Raw genomic sequence first — 18,174 nt, 5'->3', positions numbered from 1 at the left:
TCACGAAAATGATCGAGATCGCTACATCCGCCGATGCTCAGTCATCGCCGACAGCACCACTGACGTCGCCGCTGTCCTCGTCTCCACCCCCAGCTTGATATACACATGCTCCAGATGCTTGTTCACCGTACGCGGGCTCAAGTCCAGAATGGTGCCGATATCGCGATTGGTTTTTCCACAGGCCACCCAGCGCAGCACCTCCACCTCACGCCCCGTCAGTTGAAAGCGTGCCGACAACACCTGGCTGGCCGGTTCGTCGTTCAGGCTCAAGGCCGCCACTGGCTGTGATGCCGCCCGCGCCGACAACAGCGTGCGTGAGGTACGCAAATGCGCCGCAACCCGAGCCAGCACCTCATCAATCTGAATCGGCTTGGTCACATAATCACTGCCACCCACTTCAAACCCCTGCACCACATGCCGACTCTCCGTCAGCGCAGTCATAAACAGCACCGGAATATCAGCACTCTCCGGCTGCGCCTTGATCCGCCGACAGGTCTCAAACCCATCCAGCCCCGGCATCATTGCATCGAGCAAGATCAGGTCCGGGCGCCGCCGCTCAATCCGGTTCAACGCACTCAACCCATCCAGCGCCACCAGCACCATATAACCGGCATCGTTAAGCGCATCGGAGAGCAGAGCGAGGTTATCCGGCGTGTCATCCACAATCAGCACGACACCGGGTTCAGCGACTGTGGTCAGTGCATTCATCTTCTGCCTCCTTGAGGGTACGGTTGATTTCGTCCAGGCGAAAGTTCTTCAGCAGTTTGTGGATTGAACCGATAAACGCCGCCGTGTCTGGCGCTTCAGCCTGGATGCTGTTGAGCTTTTCCTGCAAGCCACGGACATAGCCGATGGCGCTGAGTTCGCCGAGGGCGACAAGGTCAGGGTGTGAGGGCAAGACCCAGGGTTCGGGGAGTGCCGCCGGCGCCGGCTTTTCACGCCGCACCCAATGCAGATCAAGTTGCTTCTGAATCCTCTCCAGCAACTCCGGCGTGCGCACCGGCTTGGCCAGATAGTCATTGCAGGCACTCGCCAGGTTGCGTTCGTCGCTGAAGGCATTGGCCGAGATCACGATGATCGGCACCGTGGACAGCGCATTGCGGCGGATCAGGCGGCTTGTCTCCCAGCCATCCATGGTCGGCATCGACAGGTCCATAAGAATCAGGTCCGGCCCCAGCAACGCGACCTGACGAATCGCTTCCTGGCCGTTGCTGGCCTGCACCACTTCGAAGCCCAACGGTGTGAGCATGCCGTTGAGCACCTTGCGATGGTCCACATGATCGTCCACCACCAGCACCCGGCGTCGTGGTCCCTGGTAGCCGATGATGTCGTGCTCGACATGGACCACGGCTCGGGGCGCCCGCACCTGGGAAAGAAACAGCCGCACCTGGAAGCAGGTGCCCTTGTCCTGCTGGCTCCTGACCTGCAACTCGCCGCCCATCAGCGAGGTGAGCATGCGGGTGATGGTCAGGCCCAGGCCGACGCCCTTGTCCTGGCGCATCAGGTCGCCGCGCTCGAACGGCTGGAAGATCCGCTCGATATGCTCGGGGTCGATGCCGATACCGGTGTCGATGATCTCGAAGTTCGCGGTTTCGCGCATGTAACTGACCCGCAGGCAAACCTCGCCGCTGTCGGTGAAATTCACCGCATTTCCCAGCAGGTTGATCAGAATTTGCCGCACACGTTTTTCATCGCCACGCACCACCGCCGGCATCTTGCCGATCAGCTCCAGGCGAAAGCGCAGACCTTTCTCCTGGGCCTGCGGAGTGAACATCAGCTCCAGGTCATGGATCAGTTCCGGGAACGGAATTTCCGTCAGCTCCAGGCGCAGTTTGCCGGCCTCGATCTTGGCCACGTCGAGCAGGCCGTCGATCAGCGACAGCAGGTGCGAGCCACTGCGCAGAATGGTCGCCAGGGCATCCTGGTGTTGTTCCGGCATCGCCGCGTCGCGCTGCAGGTTTTGGGTAAAACCGAGGATGCTGTTGAGCGGCGTGCGCAGTTCATGGGACAGCCCGGTGATATAGCGACTCTTGGCCGCGTTGGCCGCCTCGGAGGCTTCCTTGGCATCTTGCAACGCCTGGTCGGTGACACGGTGGGCGGCGATTTCCTGCATCAGCAACTGGGTCTGGCGGTCCGATTCCTCCTGGGCGACGTGGCGGCTTTCCCGGGTCAGGACGATCCACCAGGCGAGGATCGCGGCCAGCATCGAGAGGGTCAGGAATGCCTTGAAAAACGCCTGGTACAAAGTCGCCGAATGGGGCAGCCCCTGGGACGCCTGGCCATAGATCAGCGCAAGGGCGCCGCTGAGCATCAGGATCAGTACCAGCAGCAGACCGAGGTAATGCATCAACCGGGTATGCAGGCGCGGCACCATAGTGCTGGGCAGCAACCAGCGCAACAACGACTCGAACTGTGCGGACAAACGCCCCTGGGGTTTGCAACGATCGCCGCAACGCGCATCCAGCGAACAGCACAGCGAGCAGATGGGCGTGCTGTAGGCCGGACAGAACGCCATGTCCGCGACTTCGAACGGATTACTGCACAGACCGCAGGTGACCTGCGTACTCGGTTGCACCGGACGCAGCAGCAACGGGTCGCTGGTGCGGGCGATGTAATAGCGGCTGCCGGTGGCCCAGGCCAGCAGCGGAACCATGATCAGCGCGGTACCGAGGGCGACAAAGGGCGGCGCGGCCTGGGCCAGGGCACCGAACAGTCCGAAGTGGGCGAGGATCGACAGCAACGAGGCAATCACCATCGAGCCGACGCCCACCGGGTTGATGTCGTAGAGGTGCGCGCGCTTGAATTCGATGTGCTTCGGCGACAGCCCCAAGGGCTTGTTGATCACCAGATCCGCGACCACCGAGCCGATCCAGGCGGTGGCGATATTGGCGTAGAGACCGAGTACCTGGTCGATGACATCGAACACCCCCAACTCCATCAGCATCAGTGCAATCGCCACATTGAACACCAGCCACACCACGCGGCCGGGATGACTGTGGGTGACCCGGGCGAAGAAGTTCGACCAGGCCAGGGAGCCGGCGTAGGCATTGGTCAGGTTGATCTTCATCTGTGAGACGAACACGAACAGCACCATCGCGCCCAGCGCCCACTCCGGCGAGGAGAACACATAACTGAAGGCCACCAGGTACATCTGCGTCGGTTCGGCGGCACGCTCCATGGGGATTTCGTGTTGCAGGGCGAGAAAGGCCAGGAAGGCGCCGGCGGCCATTTTCAGGGCGCCGGGGATGATCCAGCCGGGGCCGGCGCAGAGCAGGGCGGCCCACCAGCGTTTGCGGTTGGCCGAGGTTTTCTCCGGCAGAAAGCGCAGGTAGTCGACCTGTTCGCCGATCTGCGTCACCAGGGACAGGGCCACGGTACAGGCCGCGCAAAACTCCAGCAGATTGAAGTCACCACCGCTGGAGCTGCGGCCCAGGAAGCTGGTCCAGTCGCTGAAGGCCTGGGGATTTTTCACCAGCACAAACAGGTAGGGCAGCACCAGCAACACCAGCCACAGCGGCTGGGTCCAGAGTTGCAGGCGGCTGATCAGCGTGACCCCATAGGCCACCAGCGGGATCACCAGCAGCGAGCAGATCACATAGGCGAAGGCCAGCGGGATATGGAAATACAGCTCCAGGGCCAACGCCATGATCGCCGCTTCCAGGGCGAAGAACAGGAAGGTGAAGCTGGCGTAGATCAGCGAGGTGATGGTCGAGCCGATATAGCCGAAGCCGGCGCCGCGGGTCAGCAGGTCCATGTCGACGCCGTAGCGGGCGGCGTAGTAGCTGATGGGCAGGCCGGTGAAGAAGATCACCAGGCTCACCGCGAGAATCGCCCAGAAGGTGTTGGTGAAACCATAACTCAGGGCCAGCACTCCGCCGATCGCCTCCAGGGCGAGGAACGACACCGCGCCCAGGGCGGTGTTGGCGATGCGCAGCTCCGACCACTTGCGAAAGGACTTCGGCGTGTAGCGCAGGGCGTAGTCCTCCATGGTCTCGTCGGCGACCCAGCTGTTGTAGTCGCGACGGATCTTGGCGATGCGCTGGGTGCCGGGTGGTAGCACGGTGAAAGACTCCTGCGGTCAAGGCGCTCCGTGCCTGGCGGTGGTGTGGTGAAAAATTGAGCAATTTTCATGCCCCGTGCCGTTTGGCCGCCTTCGCGCCTGCTGGCGCGCGTCTCTGTGCAGCGCCAGGCGGGCCGGGCCTCGGGCGCTAGCCTGCGCCACCTTGGTGCGAATTTCCCTACGTCAAATGACGTATGCCTTTACGTCAGGCTGCGTATACCGGCCGCCGCTGCTCGCCGCCATGCTGATGCCATCACCGTTGCTGGCCGCCCTCCCAGGCGAACCCGCAGCGCCACCGCAGAGGAGTAGCAGCATGGAACCACGATTGATCCGCACCAAAGGTCTGTTGCCGCGCCGTCTGGCGCTGGGAGCGGCGGCCCTGTCGTTACTGGCCGCCAGTGTGTTCAGCCAGGGCGTGATGGCGGACGAGGCCAACACCACCGGCCTGGCCGTGACCCCGACTGAAGTCACCGTCGGCCAGCTGCACTCGGCCACCGGCACCATGGCGATTTCCGAAACCGGTTCGATCCAGGCCGAGCGTCTGGCCATCGAGCAGATCAACGCTTCGGGCGGCATCCTCGGCCGGCAGATCAAGGTGATCCAGGAGGACGGCGCCTCCGACTGGCCGACCTTCGCCGAGAAGGCCAAGAAGCTGCTGGTCAACGACAAGGTGGCGACGGTGTTCGGCTGCTGGACCTCGGCTTCGCGCAAGGCTGTGTTGCCGATCTTCGAGAAGGAAAACGGCCTGCTCTACTACCCGACTTTCTATGAAGGGCTGGAGCAGTCGAAGAACGTGATCTACACCGGCCAGGAAGCCACCCAGCAAATCCTTGCCAGCCTCGACTGGATCGCCAAGACCAAGGGCGCCAAGACCTTCTACCTGGTGGGTTCGGATTACATCTGGCCACGCACCTCGATGAAGATCGCCCGCAAGCACATTGAAAACGTGCTGCACGGCACCGTGGTCGGCGAAGACTATTACCCGCTGGGCAACACCCAGTTTGGTTCGCTGATCAACAAGGTCAAGTTGAAGAAGCCTGATGTGGTATTCGCCGCTGTGGTCGGTGGTTCCAACGTGGCGTTCTACAAGCAACTGAATGCGGCGGGCGTCAATTCCGCCAAGCAGACCTTGCTCACCCTGTCGGTGACTGAAGACGAACTGCTGGGTATCGGCGGCGAAAACATGGCCGGTTTCTATGCCTCGATGAAGTACTTCCAGAGCCTGGAAAACCCAAACAACAAAGCCTTCGTCGAAGCCTTCAAGGCCAAGTACGGCAAGGATGCGGTGATCGGCGATGTGACCCAGGCAGCCTACCTCGGCCCGTGGTTGTGGAAAGCGGCGGTGGAGAAGGCCGGTAGTTTCGACGTCGACAAAGTGGTCGCGGCCTCGCCAGGCATCGAGCTGAAAACCGCGCCTGAAGGCTACGTGAAAGTGCACGACAACCATCACCTGTGGAGCAAGACCCGCATCGGTGAAGTGCAGCCCAATGGTCAGTTCAAGGTGGTGTACGAGTCCGGTCTGATCGAGCCGAATCCGTTCCCTAAAGGCTACCAATAACGTTCAGGCCCTATCGCCGGCAAGCCGGCTCCTACAGGGGCTGGTTTGCCGGGGATGCGGTTTTTTTACTTCCACCGCAGGAGACCATCATCATGGAATGGCTATCGGAATTTGGTGCCATCGCGGCCATGCAGGGGTTCAACGGTTTGTCCGTGTTCTGCGTGCTGTTGTTGATGGCGCTGGGGCTGGCGATCATCTTCGGGCAAATGGGGGTCATCAATATGGCCCACGGCGAGTTCCTCACCATCGGTGCCTACACCACCTATGTCTGTTCGAGCCTGACCAGCCATTTCGCCCCGGCGTTCCAACCCTACTATTTTTTCTTCGCCATCGCGTTGTCGTTTCTGATCGCCGGCGCCATTGGCTGGCTGGTGGAGTGGGCGATGATCAGCCGGCTCTACAAACGGCCGCTGGACACGCTGCTGGCGACCTGGGGCCTGTCCCTGGTCATGCAGCAGACCTTCCGTTCGGTGTTCGGCGCCCGTGAAGTCAGTGCCACGCCACCGGAGTGGTTGATGGGGTCGTTCAACCTCACGGACTCCATCGAAATCCCGCGCAACGGCCTGTTCATGATGGCCCTGACCTTGCTGCTGACGGCAGGCATTTTTGTCCTGCTCTATCGTTCGCGCTGGGGCCTGCATGTGCGCGCCACGGTGCAGAACCGGTTGATGAGCCGGGCCGTGGGTATCAATACCCGCAAGGTCGACCGCATGACCTTTGCCCTGGGTTGCGGTGTCGCCGGGGTGGCTGGCGCGGCCTTCACCACCATCGGTTCCACCGGACCCACCGCCGGCTCGCAGTACATCGTCGACACCTTCCTGGTGGTGGTCTTCGGTGGTGCGCAAAGCCTGTTCGGCACCATCGCGTCGGCCTTCGTGATTGCCCAGACCCAATCGATCTCGGAGTTTTTCCTCAGCGGTTCGATGGCCAAGGTGCTGACCCTGTCCGGGGTCATCCTGATCCTGATGTTGCGCCCCCAAGGGCTGTTCTCCATCAAAGTGCGCAAGTAGAGGCGAGCCGATGAACGTTCTAGACAAGATGCTGGCGGGCAAGCCGAACCTGCTCGGCGTGGCGCTGTTGGCGCTGCTGATTTTCGTGGTGTTTCCGCTGACCCTGGATGCCTTCCGGTTGAACATGGTGGGCAAGTATCTGACCTATGCCTTCGTTGCCGTCGGCCTGGTGTTGTGCTGGGGGTATGGCGGCATTCTCAGCCTGGGGCAGGGCGTGTTTTTCGGTGTCGGCGGCTACTGCATGGCGATGTTTCTCAAGCTGGAAGCCTCCGATCCGATCAGCACCAAGATCCAGACCACGCCGGGCATTCCGGACTTTATGGACTGGAACCAGATCACCGAACTGCCCTGGCTCTGGGTGCCGTTTCACAGTTTCAGTTTCACGCTGCTGGCGGTGATTGTGGTGCCGGTGTTGCTGGCCTTCATCATCGGCATTGCACTGTTCAAGCGACGGGTCGGGGATGTGTATTTCTCCATCGTGACCCAGGCCATCGCGCTGATTCTCACGGTGCTGATTGTCGGCCAGCAGGGCCTGAGCGGTGGGGTCAACGGCATCACCGATCTCAAGACTCTGCTCGGCTGGGACCTACGCACCGACAGCGCCAAGTTGGTGTTGTACTTCATCAATGCGGCGCTGCTGTTCGGCTGCATTTTTATCGGCCGTTTTGTCCTCGCTTCCAAGTTGGGGCGCTTGCTGATGGCGATGCGCGACAAGGAAGAGCGGGTGCGCTTCTCCGGTTATGACGTGGCCACGTTCAAGATATTCGTGTTCTGCATCGCCGCCGGCTTCTCGGCCATTGGCGGCGCGATGTTCGCTTTGCAGGTGGGCTTTATGTCACCCACATTCGTCGGCATCGTGCCGTCCATCGAGATGGTGATCTTTACTGCGGTCGGCGGGCGTATGTCGCTGCTCGGCGCGGTGTATGGGGCCCTGCTGGTGAACTACGGCAAGACCTATTTCTCCGAGTCCTTTCCCGAGCTATGGCTGTACCTGATGGGCGGGCTGTTCATTGCCGTGGTCATGTACTTCCCCAATGGGTTGGCCGGGCTCTGGGACAGTCATGGTCGCCAGGCGCTTGCTCGATTGCTGCGACGTTCTCCTCGCTCACAACCGGTGGCTGCGTCCTTGCCACAGGCCGTACGTGTCGAACCGAAAGCTCCAGCCCCTGAACGTCCTTCCCTGGAGACACAGCCATGACCGCCATCGGTTTTCAGATGAACAAACCGGTATTGGCCATCGAGGGACTGACGGTGTCCTTCGACGGTTTCAAGGCGGTGGACAACCTCAACCTGTATATCGACCGCAATGAAGTGCGGGTAGTGATCGGACCCAACGGCGCGGGCAAGACCACGGTGCTCGACCTGATCTGCGGCAAGACCCGAGCCACCAGCGGCAGCATCCAGTTCGATGGGAAAGAGCTGACCCGGATGCACGAGTACAACATCGTCCGTGCCGGTGTCGGGCGCAAATTCCAGAACCCGTCGATCTACGAAAACCTCACGGTGTTCGAGAACCTGGAGATGTCCTATCCGGCCGGGCGCAAGGTGTTCAGCGCCTTGTTCTTCAAGCGCAGCGCGGCGGTGATTGCGCGGGTGGAAGAGGTGGCCCGGGAGATCTTTCTCGGTGAGCTGCTGGAGCAACAGGCCGACCTGCTGTCCCACGGGCAGAAGCAGTGGCTGGAGATCGGCATGCTGCTGATGCAGAACCCCGACCTGCTGATGCTCGACGAACCCGTCGCCGGGATGAGCGTCAACGAGCGCGTGCAGACCGCCGAGTTGCTCAAGCGCATCAGCCAGGGCCGTTCGGTGCTGGTGATCGAGCACGACATGGAGTTCGTCAAGAGCATTGCCCACAAGGTCACGGTGCTGCACCAGGGCAAGGTGTTGGCCGAGGGCAGCATGGAGTCGGTGCAGAACAACCCGAAAGTCATCGAAGTCTATCTGGGCCATTGAGGAAGCAGGCATGTTCAACGTCAACAAGCTGTCCTGTGGCTACGGCCAGAGCCAGATCCTCCATGACCTTGACCTGGTTGTGGCCAGGCAGGAAATCGTCGCCGTGATGGGGCGCAACGGCATGGGCAAGACCACGCTGTTCAAGAGCCTGATGGGCATTCTTCCGCAGTGGGGCGGGCAGGTCAGTGTCGATGGTCGTGAGGTCTCCAGTCTCGAGACCCACGAGCGGGTCGAGCACGGCATCGCTTATGTGCCCCAGGGGCGGATGATCTTTCCCAGCATGACGGTGCTGGAAAATATCCAGACCGGCTTGCCGGCCGCGGCCCGGGGCCAGGTGCCGGAAGACCTCTATGCGTTGTTCCCGGTGCTCCACGACATGCGCTCGCGCAAGGGCGGCAACCTCTCGGGTGGGCAGCAACAGCAACTGGCGATTGCCCGGGCGCTGGCGACCAATCCCAAGGTGTTGTTGCTGGATGAACCCACCGAAGGCATCCAGCCGTCGATCATCAAGGACATCGCCCGGACCCTGAAGGAAATCCGCACCCTGCGGGATTTGACCATCGTGGTTTCCGAGCAGGTGCTGTCCTTCACCCTGGAAATCGCCGACCGCTTTCTGGTGATCGAGAAGGGACGTTTCGTTATCGAGGAGACCCGCGACAAGGTCGACGAGGCGACGATCAGCCGTTACCTCTCCGTATAGACATCTACCCTCTGTAGGCACCGCTTTGACCCGGACTCGAAACCCCGGTCAACGCGGTCCCCTGTAGGAGCCAGCTTGCTGGCGATGAGGCCCTTGAGCCTTGCATCGCCTGTTCGGCCGCTATCGCCAGCAAGCCAGCTCCTACAGATTGCGGTGTTGCGAGGGGCTACGTCATCCGACGTATTGGCCGATTCGCGTCGCCATTCGAGACTGCCAGCAACGCTGTACATCCCTACTGTCCAGGAGCTTTGCCATGACCGATACCTTGATCAAAGTCGACCTCAACCAGCCCGCCACCGAGAACGAGCAGATCCACAACCGCTGGCATCCGGACATTCCGATGGCCTGCTGGGTCAAGCCGGGGGATGACTTCATTCTCGAAACCTACGACTGGACCGCCGGGGCGATCAAGAACAACGACGATGCTTCCGACGTGCGCGATATCGACCTGTCCACCGTGCACTACCTCTCCGGCCCGGTCGGCGTGCACGGCGCCGAACCTGGCGACCTGCTGGTGGTCGACCTGCTGGACATCGGCGCCAAGGCTGAATCCCAGTGGGGCTTCAACGGCTTCTTTTCCCGGCAGAACGGCGGCGGCTTCCTCACCGATCATTTCCCCAGCGCACAGAAAGCCATCTGGGATTTCAAAGGCATGTTCACCAGCTCGCGGCACATCCCCGGGGTCAACTTCGCCGGCTTGATCCACCCCGGCCTGATCGGTTGCCTGCCCGACCCGGTGATGCTCGCCGACTGGAACCGCCGCGAGCAGGAACTGATCGACACCAACCCGACCCGCGTGCCGCCCCTGGCCAACGCGCCGCTGGCCGCCACCGCACATATGGGCCGACTCAAGGGCCAGGCCCGCGATGACGCCGCCGCCACCGGCGCCCGCACCGTGCCGCCGCGCGAGCATGGCGGTAACTGCGATATCAAGGACCTGTCCCGTGGGTCGAAGATCTTCTTCCCTGTCTACGTCAACGGCGCCGGCCTTTCGGTAGGCGATCTGCACTTCAGCCAGGGCGACGGCGAGATCACCTTTTGTGGCGCCATCGAGATGGCCGGCTGGGTACACATGAAGGTCGAGCTGATCAAAGGCGGCATGGCCAAGTACGGGATCAAGAACCCGGTGTTCAAGCCAAGCCCCATCACCCCGAACTACAAGAACTACCTGATCTTCGAAGGCATCTCGGTGGACGAAAGCGGCCAGCAGCACTACCTGGATGTCAACGTCGCCTACCGCCAGGCCTGCCTCAATGCGATCAACTACCTGACCAAGTTCGGCTACTCCCCTGCCCAGGGTTATGCCTTGCTGGGATCGGCCCCGGTGCAGGGCCATATCAGTGGCGTGGTGGATATCCCCAATGCCTGCGCGACCTTGTGGCTGCCGACCGAGATCTTCGACTTCGATATCAACCCCAACGCCAGCGGCCCGATCAAGCACCTGGACGGCAGTATCGACCTGCCTATCGCCCACGATCTGTAAGGCGTCATCAAGATTCCGGGAGTTCGAACCATGCCGACTTACGAATACCAGTGCCAGGCCTGCGGCACCTTCACCATGCTGCGGCCCATGAACCAGCGCCATGAACCTTGCCAGTGCCCCTATTGCGGCGGCGCGGGCGGTGGTTTGCAGCTTTCGGCGCCGGCCTTGAACTGTCTGTCGAGCAGTCAGCGCCAGGCCATCGCCACCAACGAACGTAGCGCCCATGCGCCGCAGACCGTCGCCGAGTACCAGCAGCGGCGTCATCCCAAGGGTTGCGGTTGCTGCGCGCCAAGCAAACCGGTGGTGCCGACCAAGGCCAATCCCCTGGGACTCAAGAGCAAGACCGGGCCACGGCCCTGGATGATCAGTCACTGACAGAGGTTTTTCTCCATGCGCCATGGCGACATTTCCAGCAGCCCGGATACCGTCGGTGTTGCTGTCGTGAACTACAAGATGCCGCGCCTGCACAGCAAGGCCGAGGTCATCGACAATGCCCGCAAGATCGCCGAGGTGATCAAGGGCATGAAGCAGGGGCTGCCCGGGATGGACCTGGTGGTGTTCCCCGAGTACAGCACCATGGGCATTCTCTATGACCATGACGAGATGATGGCCACCGCCGCGACCATTCCCGGCGAAGAGACCGCGATCTTTTCCGCGGCCTGTCGCGAGGCCAATACCTGGGGTGTGTTTTCCCTGACCGGCGAACGCCACGAGGAGCATCCGCACAAGGCGCCTTACAACACCCTGGTGCTGATCGACAATCAGGGGCAGATCGTCCAGCGCTATCGCAAGTGCATTCCCTGGTGTCCTATCGAAGGCTGGTACCCCGGCGACCGCACCTATGTCTGCGACGGCCCCAAAGGCATGAAGATCAGCCTGATCATCTGCGACGACGGCAACTACCCGGAGATCTGGCGCGATTGTGCGATGAAGGGCGCGGAGCTGATCGTCCGTTGCCAGGGCTATATGTACCCGGCCAAGGAGCAGCAGGTGCAGATGTCCAAGAGCATGGCCTGGGCCAATAACTGCTATGTCGCGGTGGCCAACGCCGCCGGTTTCGACGGGGTGTATTCGTACTTCGGGCACTCGGCGATCATCGGCTTCGACGGCCGTACCCTGGGTGAGTGTGGCGAAGAGGAAATGGGTATTCAGTACGCCCAGTTGTCGATCTCACAGATCCGCGATGCGCGAGCCAACGACCAGTCGCAGAACCATCTGTTCAAGTTGCTGCACCGTGGCTACACCGGCATCTACGATTCCGGCGATGGCGACAAGGGCATCGCTGAGTGTCCGTTCGAGTTCTATCGCACCTGGGTCCTGGATGCCGAGAAGGCCCGGGAGAATGTGGAGAACTTCACCCGGCGCACGGTGGGCGTGGCGGACTGCCCGGTGGGGCAATTGCCCCACGGCGGTAAAGAAAAGACCGCGGGCTGAAGCATGTCGTCGATCCAGCAGGTCCCCGCGTCAGGGCAGCCCGAGGTGCGTCCGCTGACCTCGCGGTTCACCTTCGAACCGCAGCAGGTGATGGCGCTGCTGCGTAAGCGCATCGTCGGCCAGGACGCGGCACTGGCGGCGGTCGAGGCACAGCTCAAGGTGCTCAAGGCGGACATCGGTGATCGCGAGCGACCGCTTGGGGTCAACCTGTTCATGGGCCCGACTGGCGTTGGCAAGACCGAGATCGTGCGCCTGCTGGCCCAGGCCATTCATGGTCGTAGCGATGCGATGTGCCGCATCGATATGCAGACCTTGGCCCAGGAACATTACGCGGCGGCGCTGACCGGTGCGCCGCCGGGTTATGTCGGTAGCAAGGAGGGTGTCAGTCTGTTCGACAGTGAGTTGATCGAGGGCACTTACAGTCGTCCGGGCATCGTCCTGTTCGATGAGCTGGAAAAGGCCAGCGACGAGGTGTTGCGCAGCCTGTTGGGGATTCTGGAAAGCGGCAGGCTGACCCTGGCGGGCGGCAGCCGTACTTTGGATTTTCGTAACAGCCTGATCTTCATGACCAGCAACATCGGCGCACGGCAGGCCAACGCTCGACGGCAGCGTTTGAGTGGGGGCTGGAGACGTTTGCTGGGTTGGTTCGTCGAGGCTGAATCACGGCTGCTGGAGCGGGTGTTGCACAACCGTTTCGAACCGGAGTTTCTCAATCGGATCGATCGTATCCTGGTGTTCGAACGCATCGAGGGTCGCTGGCTCGACGCATTGTTGGATATCGAACTGAGCAAGCTCAATCAGCGCCTGGGGCCGCGGCGCCAGCTGTTGGTGGACGAGTTGGCCCGTGCCTGGCTGGGACGCGATCACGATCCGCGCTTCGGCGCCCGCGCCCTGGTGCGCAGGGTGCGGGTCGAGTTGGAACCGGCGATTGCCGATTGCCTGCTGGCCTGTGCCGACGCCGGGCAGATGACGGCGACGGTGCAGGGGCAGCGGTTGGTGGTGTTGCCGCAGGGCTAGCTTTCTGCGATCTCTACTCGATTGCGGCCCTTACCCTTGGCTGCGTAAAGTGCCTCATCCGCCACCGACAGCAACCGCGAGAGTTCGTACCCGGATTCCCCCGTGGTGACCAGCCCGATACTCACGCTGAGAAAGCCGGGTTCCAGCAGCGTCAGTCCGGCAAAGCCGGCCCTGATCCGCTCCGCCACTTCCATCGCGCGGGCTTTGTCGCTATCGCCCAGCACACAGGCAAACTCTTCGCCGCCAATGCGCCCGAATACATCCGCCGGGCGCAGGATCTGTGTCGTTACCCGGCCGAAGGCGATCAGTGCCTGGTCGCCCACGGCATGGCCGAAGGTGTCGTTCAGACGCTTGAAGTGGTCCAGGTCGCAGAGCAGCAGCGCCGCCGCCGTGCCCTGACGCCCGCAGTCGGCCAGCAGCTTTTCACTCTTGAACATGAACGACCGCCGGTTGCCGACGCCGGTCAGGGGATCGCTATAGGCCGCCGCCTTGAGCTGGCGCTCGGCGCGCTCCTTGACCATGGCCAGGGTGACGTAGCCGATCCCGACCACGTAGAGCATGGACTCGAACAGCATGAAGGAGAAAAACGGCACGCCTTCGCCGCTACCCGCGAGGGCCTGGTCCAGGCCCATGCCGGCGTCAGTAAAGGTCCGCACGCAGTAGAACAGAGTATTCAGTGCTGTCAGTGTCAGCGCGGGCAGGTAGGAGGCTTCGAGGCTGTGGCGACTACGCCAGAACTCCAGCAAGGTCAGCACGCCGTAGCCGACCGTCAGCACCGAATAGGCGGCCACCCGCAATGGCAGTGACTCCAGGAAGGTTGGCACCGTGCACAGCGCGAGCCAAGTCAGCGCGCCAGCGAGCATGCCTGGGACCGAGGGCGCGCGCCCGGCAAACACGCGCATGGCCGTCCAGTTCATCGCTGCGCTCAGCAACAGCGCCACGTTGCCCACCACCAGCGGTACAAAGTCGACGCCCAAGCCACGCAAGCTCACCAGCAGGATGCCGAGGGATGCCAGCAACATCATGCTGCCCAGGTAGGCGAGGCAGCGTTCGCGGGTTTCCCGCAGCCAGGCGTGCAGGCTCAAGAGCCCCATCAGGCAGAAGATGAAGACCGAGACCAGCAGCAGGGTGGGGATGTGCAGCAGCGTCATGTTCGGGCAACCCTGTTCAGCCGGCGACCGGGGGGCGCCCGGGACGGCGGCGGTGGGTGCCAGGGCACACCGCGAGTTGGAAAGCAGGACTTGGCACGTGAGCGAGCATCTTGGCAATCACTCGGCGGGATTGTAGCGGGATCTCCGTGGGGTTGCCTGCTTGTTGAAGGGGGCTGTTGACCAGGGTCCTACAGATGGCGTTGAGTTGTCTGGCATCCAATGCGGTCACTTCCTTTCGGCCTCGACCGTAAGCTTCGGTAACTGGGCCGAGCAGCTGATTTTCTGTTTTTGTCGGTCCTTCTCGAAGGAGCGAACGACTGTTGAAACAGGGATCTCGTTAACCGTGGGCCATTACGATTCCAGGGGCAATTACTCACCCACGCCGGGCCCGTGCTTTCCTTTGCCGTCGCGTAATACTGAGCGTCGCGTGCCGCCTCCAGAGCCTTATAACGGCGACTTCTACAGCGAGGCAAAGCGGACCATTGAGCGCCAGATTCCGACCAGCACCTGCCATGTCGGTTTGAAGTTCATCTGGGATAACGGCGAAGGCTTGGGGTGTGATTTGCCTTGCGTGCTGACCCCGGCCAGCGGCGAGCCCATTCGGACTCGGTTGGATGAGTACAGTCGGTTTGTCGGCAGTATTCCCGATGGAGCTTATCAGGCGCAGATGCTGGCGGAGGTCGACACCGAAGATCTGGTGGTCCGCAGCCGCGCCGAGGTGCAGGCCGCGCTGGAGGCGATTCTCGAAGCAGAGCGTGCCGAAGCGGCGGCGTTGCAGGCTATCCAGGATGAGCGTGGTGTTGTCACCAATGCATTCCATACCCATTTGGCGATTGGCAAGGGCGCGCTTTATGGCGCTTGGGGATTGGTCAAGAGCGCCAAGGAATATGGCGACCTGATCAATCCCTTGGTTACCTTTTCCAATGTCGTGGTGTCCGCCTGGAACGCCGACGCTTCCAATGGTGGCAGTTGGATCGCTTCCTTTCGCGACAACTTTTCCCAGGCGCAGCATCGTGAACTGATTGAGGCGCTGGGCTTCGACCCAAGCAAGATCACCCGTGAACAACTGGCCGAAAGCTACGAAACGGCGTGCTTCGTGATGGAGGACGGGCCGAGCCGGGACCTGCTGGCGCGATTTGCCGTTGACTATGTAAAAGCCCAGAACCGCGAAGAAATCGCCGAGTTCGGTGGTGCGGTGGTCTTCGAGATAGTGCTGATCGGGCTGTTGGTCATGTACAGCGGTGGTGCTGGTCTGGCGGCGAAAGGTACGGTGTCGATGCGTAACCTGGCATTGACGCAACGTCTGGGCTCTGGGCTGAAACGGCTTGGTCAAGGCCTCAAGAACGCTAGAATCAAAAAGGCGGGACGGGCAGAAGGGAAGGGCGCTGGGGCGCAGATTGTCAGGCTTGAATGGCCTAAGGAAATTGATCCGGCCACTTTATACCGGCCAGATAGGAAATTAGTAAACGACAAGCATGGTAGGCCCGTTCCCGATGCCGAAGAGCCCCACACCCAGCTTGCAAATAGAAGAGGAAGAAAAGATGAATACAGGCAAGCCAGAGAGTGGCATTTGAACAAAGATGGCAAACTGGAGCCCAAGCGAGATATAGACTTTACGGATCACGGACGCCCCAAAGAGCATACGAGTCCGCATCAGCATGATTTCATCCCAAATCCCACGGGGGGGACGCCCCAGCACGGGCCCGCAAGACCACTGGAGTATCCGCAATGAACTCAGTCACCTTGGCGTCTTTCCGGGCGGATGGAACAGTCCTGTTGCTAAGCGATTTGCTGGCGGTCATTCCTGATAATGATTGGGTGTGGTCAGTTCTCGAGTTTCAAGGTGTGGGTTGTGCACCTGATGGCCTTTCTATGGATGAGTATGAGGCTTTTCTACTCTCTCAGGAGAGAGGAGACATCATGACGTGGGGGCAATTGCTTGAGTTCTCACAATCGATGGAGCAAACGTTCAACTGTCTTGTGGTCGCAGTCAATACGGTCGCTGAAATTATTAAACCCTCTGGCTTCGAAATAGTGCCAGAGACTTATGTTTTAGCTATTGAAGCATTCGATAGTACCTGCTGGACACTTTGGAGCGACAGACCGGAAATTACTCAGGCGCTAGGGTTGGTGCAGGGGCTGAGTGTCGCAGGTGGCACAAGTGGGAACATTTCCTAAAAGCACATCATCTGCACTCATGTGCACTTCAAATGTTGACACTATGAATACGGATAACCGAGATTGACTCGGCGGTCGAGGTTGTCTGGTGGGTCGGCATCTGTTCTGAGGTCAAAGTGCCATAGGCGGAATAGTTACTGTCAGGACCGTGTATCTCTGAATGAATGTGAAAAGTCAGGCGCCCTAGTGGGTCGGGGTGGTTTATGGATGCGAATAAAAACAACAGTACCCGAAGACTTTCAGGAGAAAACACATGATGCCGCGAAAATTGTTGGGTTGCGCGACTGCAATATTGGGATTGAGTCTCGCTGCTTCGGTCAGCGCGGCGGAACTGAAACAGATCGGCACACTGGAGGTTCCAGGCGAGCCTCTCAACGGCTTCGACATCAGCTATGTCGATCAGGCGACCAACCGTTATTATCTGGCCGATAGAAGCAACAAGGCTATCGACGTGTTCGATGGCGCCAGCGGCAAGATGGTCGACCGGTTGCCCGGCGGATTCGCAGGACAATTAAAGACCAGTAGTGTGTCCGGCCCGAACGGCGTCGTCGTGGTTGGTGGCGAGGTGTGGGCCAGCGACGGCGACAGCACTGTGAAGGTCATCGACCTCAAGACGAAAAAAGTCACGGATAGCCTTTCCACCGGCGGAAAATTCCGGGTTGACGAGATGGCCTACGATCCGAAGGCCCACGTTGTGCTTGTCGCCAACAATGCCGACGAGCCGCCGTTCCTGACGCTGATTTCGACCAGGCCCGAACACAAAATCATGGCCAGGATTTCCCTTGAGGACGCCACGGACGGGATCGAGCAGCCCGTCTACGATGCGGTGACAAAAAGGTTCTATGTTTCGATTCCCGAGTTGAAGAAGGATAAGGCCAAGGGTGCCGTCGCGGTCATCAACCCGGCCAGCGGCAAGCTCGAGAAATTGCTGCCAGTCAATGACTGCCATCCCAACGGCCTGGTGCAAGGACCAGGTGCAAACCTGCTGTTAGGTTGCGACGCTGGCGGCAAGGGCAGCGGTCTGCCGCCGGTATTCGTCGTGATGAAGACCGACGGTTCGGTGGTCAAGGTCATTCCAGGCCTCGGTTCCGCCGACATGGTCACCTACAATCCGAAGCTCAAGCAGTATTACACCGCTTCGCGCGGCATGCCGGACGGCCCGGAGCTCGGTGTTATCGACGCAAAATCCAATACGATCGTCCAACGCATAAAGCTGCCCGGCGGCAATCCGCATTCGGTCGCGGTCAGCGAGAAAAATAACCACGTCTTCCTGCCGCTCAGTGCGAAGGACGGAGGCTGTAATGGTTGCGTGGCGGTGTTCGCGCCGGGCAGCTAGCAGGACAAGTGCTTTTGGCGCTGCATGACCGGGCGTGGAGTGTGTGCAGCAGGACCGGCACACTCTCCGTCCCCGCCAGCCATTCCCTCTGTGATCGTGTTGTAAAAATATAGTTTGGAAACTTGGACGCACGGTCAAGCCTGTGACCGCGGATCACATATGCTCGGCGAATTTAATGCTCATTTAGCAGCAATGAGCCGGGGAAGAAAAACATGCACTGCACGCATCGCACGACCCTACGCAAATCCAGGCATCGGCAGCCATCGACAGCCGGTCGCCTGACCGTATTAAGCC

Annotated in this window: 15 protein-coding genes; 12 read left to right on the top strand and 3 right to left on the bottom strand. The window is 60.8% G+C overall.

The window, feature by feature from the left end; genetic code table 11:
• Positions 1–21 precede the first annotated feature (21 nt).
• Both M5C71_RS27940 and M5C71_RS27935 read right to left on the bottom strand, forming a co-directional pair.
• Positions 22–708, bottom strand: coding sequence for a response regulator transcription factor (locus M5C71_RS27940; RefSeq protein WP_152742113.1), 687 nt, complete (start codon positions 706–708; stop codon positions 22–24).
• A complete protein-coding gene (locus tag M5C71_RS27935; RefSeq protein WP_248769257.1) occupies positions 683–4,060 on the bottom strand; it encodes an ATP-binding protein in 3,378 nt (1,125 codons plus the stop codon). Before M5C71_RS27935 ends, M5C71_RS27940 begins: the two co-directional genes overlap by 26 nt.
• Before the next feature lie 313 nt (positions 4,061–4,373).
• Between M5C71_RS27935 and urtA the strand changes: the two genes are divergently transcribed.
• From urtA to M5C71_RS27890, 9 genes are all read left to right on the top strand, one after another.
• The gene (gene urtA / locus M5C71_RS27930; protein ID WP_248769256.1) at positions 4,374–5,618 is read left to right on the top strand and encodes an urea ABC transporter substrate-binding protein; all 1,245 of its coding nucleotides are present in this window, start codon (positions 4,374–4,376) and stop codon (positions 5,616–5,618) included.
• A gap of 92 nt (positions 5,619–5,710) precedes the next feature.
• On the top strand, positions 5,711–6,628 hold the full coding sequence (urtB, locus tag M5C71_RS27925; protein ID WP_177104652.1) for an urea ABC transporter permease subunit UrtB: 918 nt from the start codon (positions 5,711–5,713) through the stop codon (positions 6,626–6,628).
• A gap of 10 nt (positions 6,629–6,638) precedes the next feature.
• A complete protein-coding gene (gene urtC / locus M5C71_RS27920; protein ID WP_248769255.1) occupies positions 6,639–7,826 on the top strand; it encodes an urea ABC transporter permease subunit UrtC in 1,188 nt (395 codons plus the stop codon).
• The gene (gene urtD, locus M5C71_RS27915) at positions 7,823–8,581 is read left to right on the top strand and encodes an urea ABC transporter ATP-binding protein UrtD (protein ID WP_248769254.1); all 759 of its coding nucleotides are present in this window, start codon (positions 7,823–7,825) and stop codon (positions 8,579–8,581) included. The genes urtC and urtD overlap by 4 nt, the downstream gene beginning before the upstream one ends.
• Before the next feature lie 10 nt (positions 8,582–8,591).
• Positions 8,592–9,281 carry an urea ABC transporter ATP-binding subunit UrtE gene (urtE, locus tag M5C71_RS27910; RefSeq protein ID WP_248769253.1) on the top strand — a complete coding sequence of 230 codons (690 nt, stop codon included), beginning with the start codon at positions 8,592–8,594 and terminating at the stop codon, positions 9,279–9,281.
• Positions 9,282–9,534: 253 nt separating this feature from the next.
• Positions 9,535–10,764, top strand: coding sequence for a formamidase (gene fmdA / locus M5C71_RS27905; RefSeq protein WP_248769252.1), 1,230 nt, complete (start codon positions 9,535–9,537; stop codon positions 10,762–10,764).
• Positions 10,765–10,794: 30 nt separating this feature from the next.
• Positions 10,795–11,139 carry a zinc ribbon domain-containing protein gene (locus M5C71_RS27900; RefSeq protein ID WP_100941562.1) on the top strand — a complete coding sequence of 115 codons (345 nt, stop codon included), beginning with the start codon at positions 10,795–10,797 and terminating at the stop codon, positions 11,137–11,139.
• A gap of 15 nt (positions 11,140–11,154) precedes the next feature.
• Positions 11,155–12,198 carry an aliphatic amidase gene (locus M5C71_RS27895; protein WP_248769251.1) on the top strand — a complete coding sequence of 348 codons (1,044 nt, stop codon included), beginning with the start codon at positions 11,155–11,157 and terminating at the stop codon, positions 12,196–12,198.
• Between the two features lie 3 nt (positions 12,199–12,201).
• Positions 12,202–13,215, top strand: a complete 1,014-nt coding sequence (locus M5C71_RS27890) for an AAA family ATPase (protein WP_248769250.1) — start codon at positions 12,202–12,204, stop codon at positions 13,213–13,215.
• Here M5C71_RS27890 and M5C71_RS27885 read toward each other — a convergent pair.
• The gene (locus tag M5C71_RS27885; protein ID WP_248769249.1) at positions 13,212–14,366 is read right to left on the bottom strand and encodes a GGDEF domain-containing protein; all 1,155 of its coding nucleotides are present in this window, start codon (positions 14,364–14,366) and stop codon (positions 13,212–13,214) included. The genes M5C71_RS27890 and M5C71_RS27885 overlap by 4 nt on opposite strands.
• Positions 14,367–14,571: 205 nt before the next feature.
• Between M5C71_RS27885 and M5C71_RS27880 the strand changes: the two genes are divergently transcribed.
• From M5C71_RS27880 to M5C71_RS27870, 3 genes are all read left to right on the top strand, one after another.
• Positions 14,572–16,098, top strand: a complete 1,527-nt coding sequence (locus tag M5C71_RS27880) for a hypothetical protein (RefSeq protein WP_248769248.1) — start codon at positions 14,572–14,574, stop codon at positions 16,096–16,098.
• Positions 16,095–16,544, top strand: coding sequence for a hypothetical protein (locus tag M5C71_RS27875; protein ID WP_177104640.1), 450 nt, complete (start codon positions 16,095–16,097; stop codon positions 16,542–16,544). Before M5C71_RS27880 ends, M5C71_RS27875 begins: the two co-directional genes overlap by 4 nt.
• Before the next feature lie 253 nt (positions 16,545–16,797).
• The gene (locus tag M5C71_RS27870; protein ID WP_248769247.1) at positions 16,798–17,880 is read left to right on the top strand and encodes a hypothetical protein; all 1,083 of its coding nucleotides are present in this window, start codon (positions 16,798–16,800) and stop codon (positions 17,878–17,880) included.
• Positions 17,881–18,174 lie beyond the last annotated feature (294 nt).

The organism is Pseudomonas sp. MWU12-2345 (assembly GCF_023242385.1).
GTDB lineage: Bacteria > Pseudomonadota > Gammaproteobacteria > Pseudomonadales > Pseudomonadaceae > Aquipseudomonas > Aquipseudomonas gingeri_D.
This window is presented reverse-complemented; position numbering and strand designations above follow the sequence as displayed.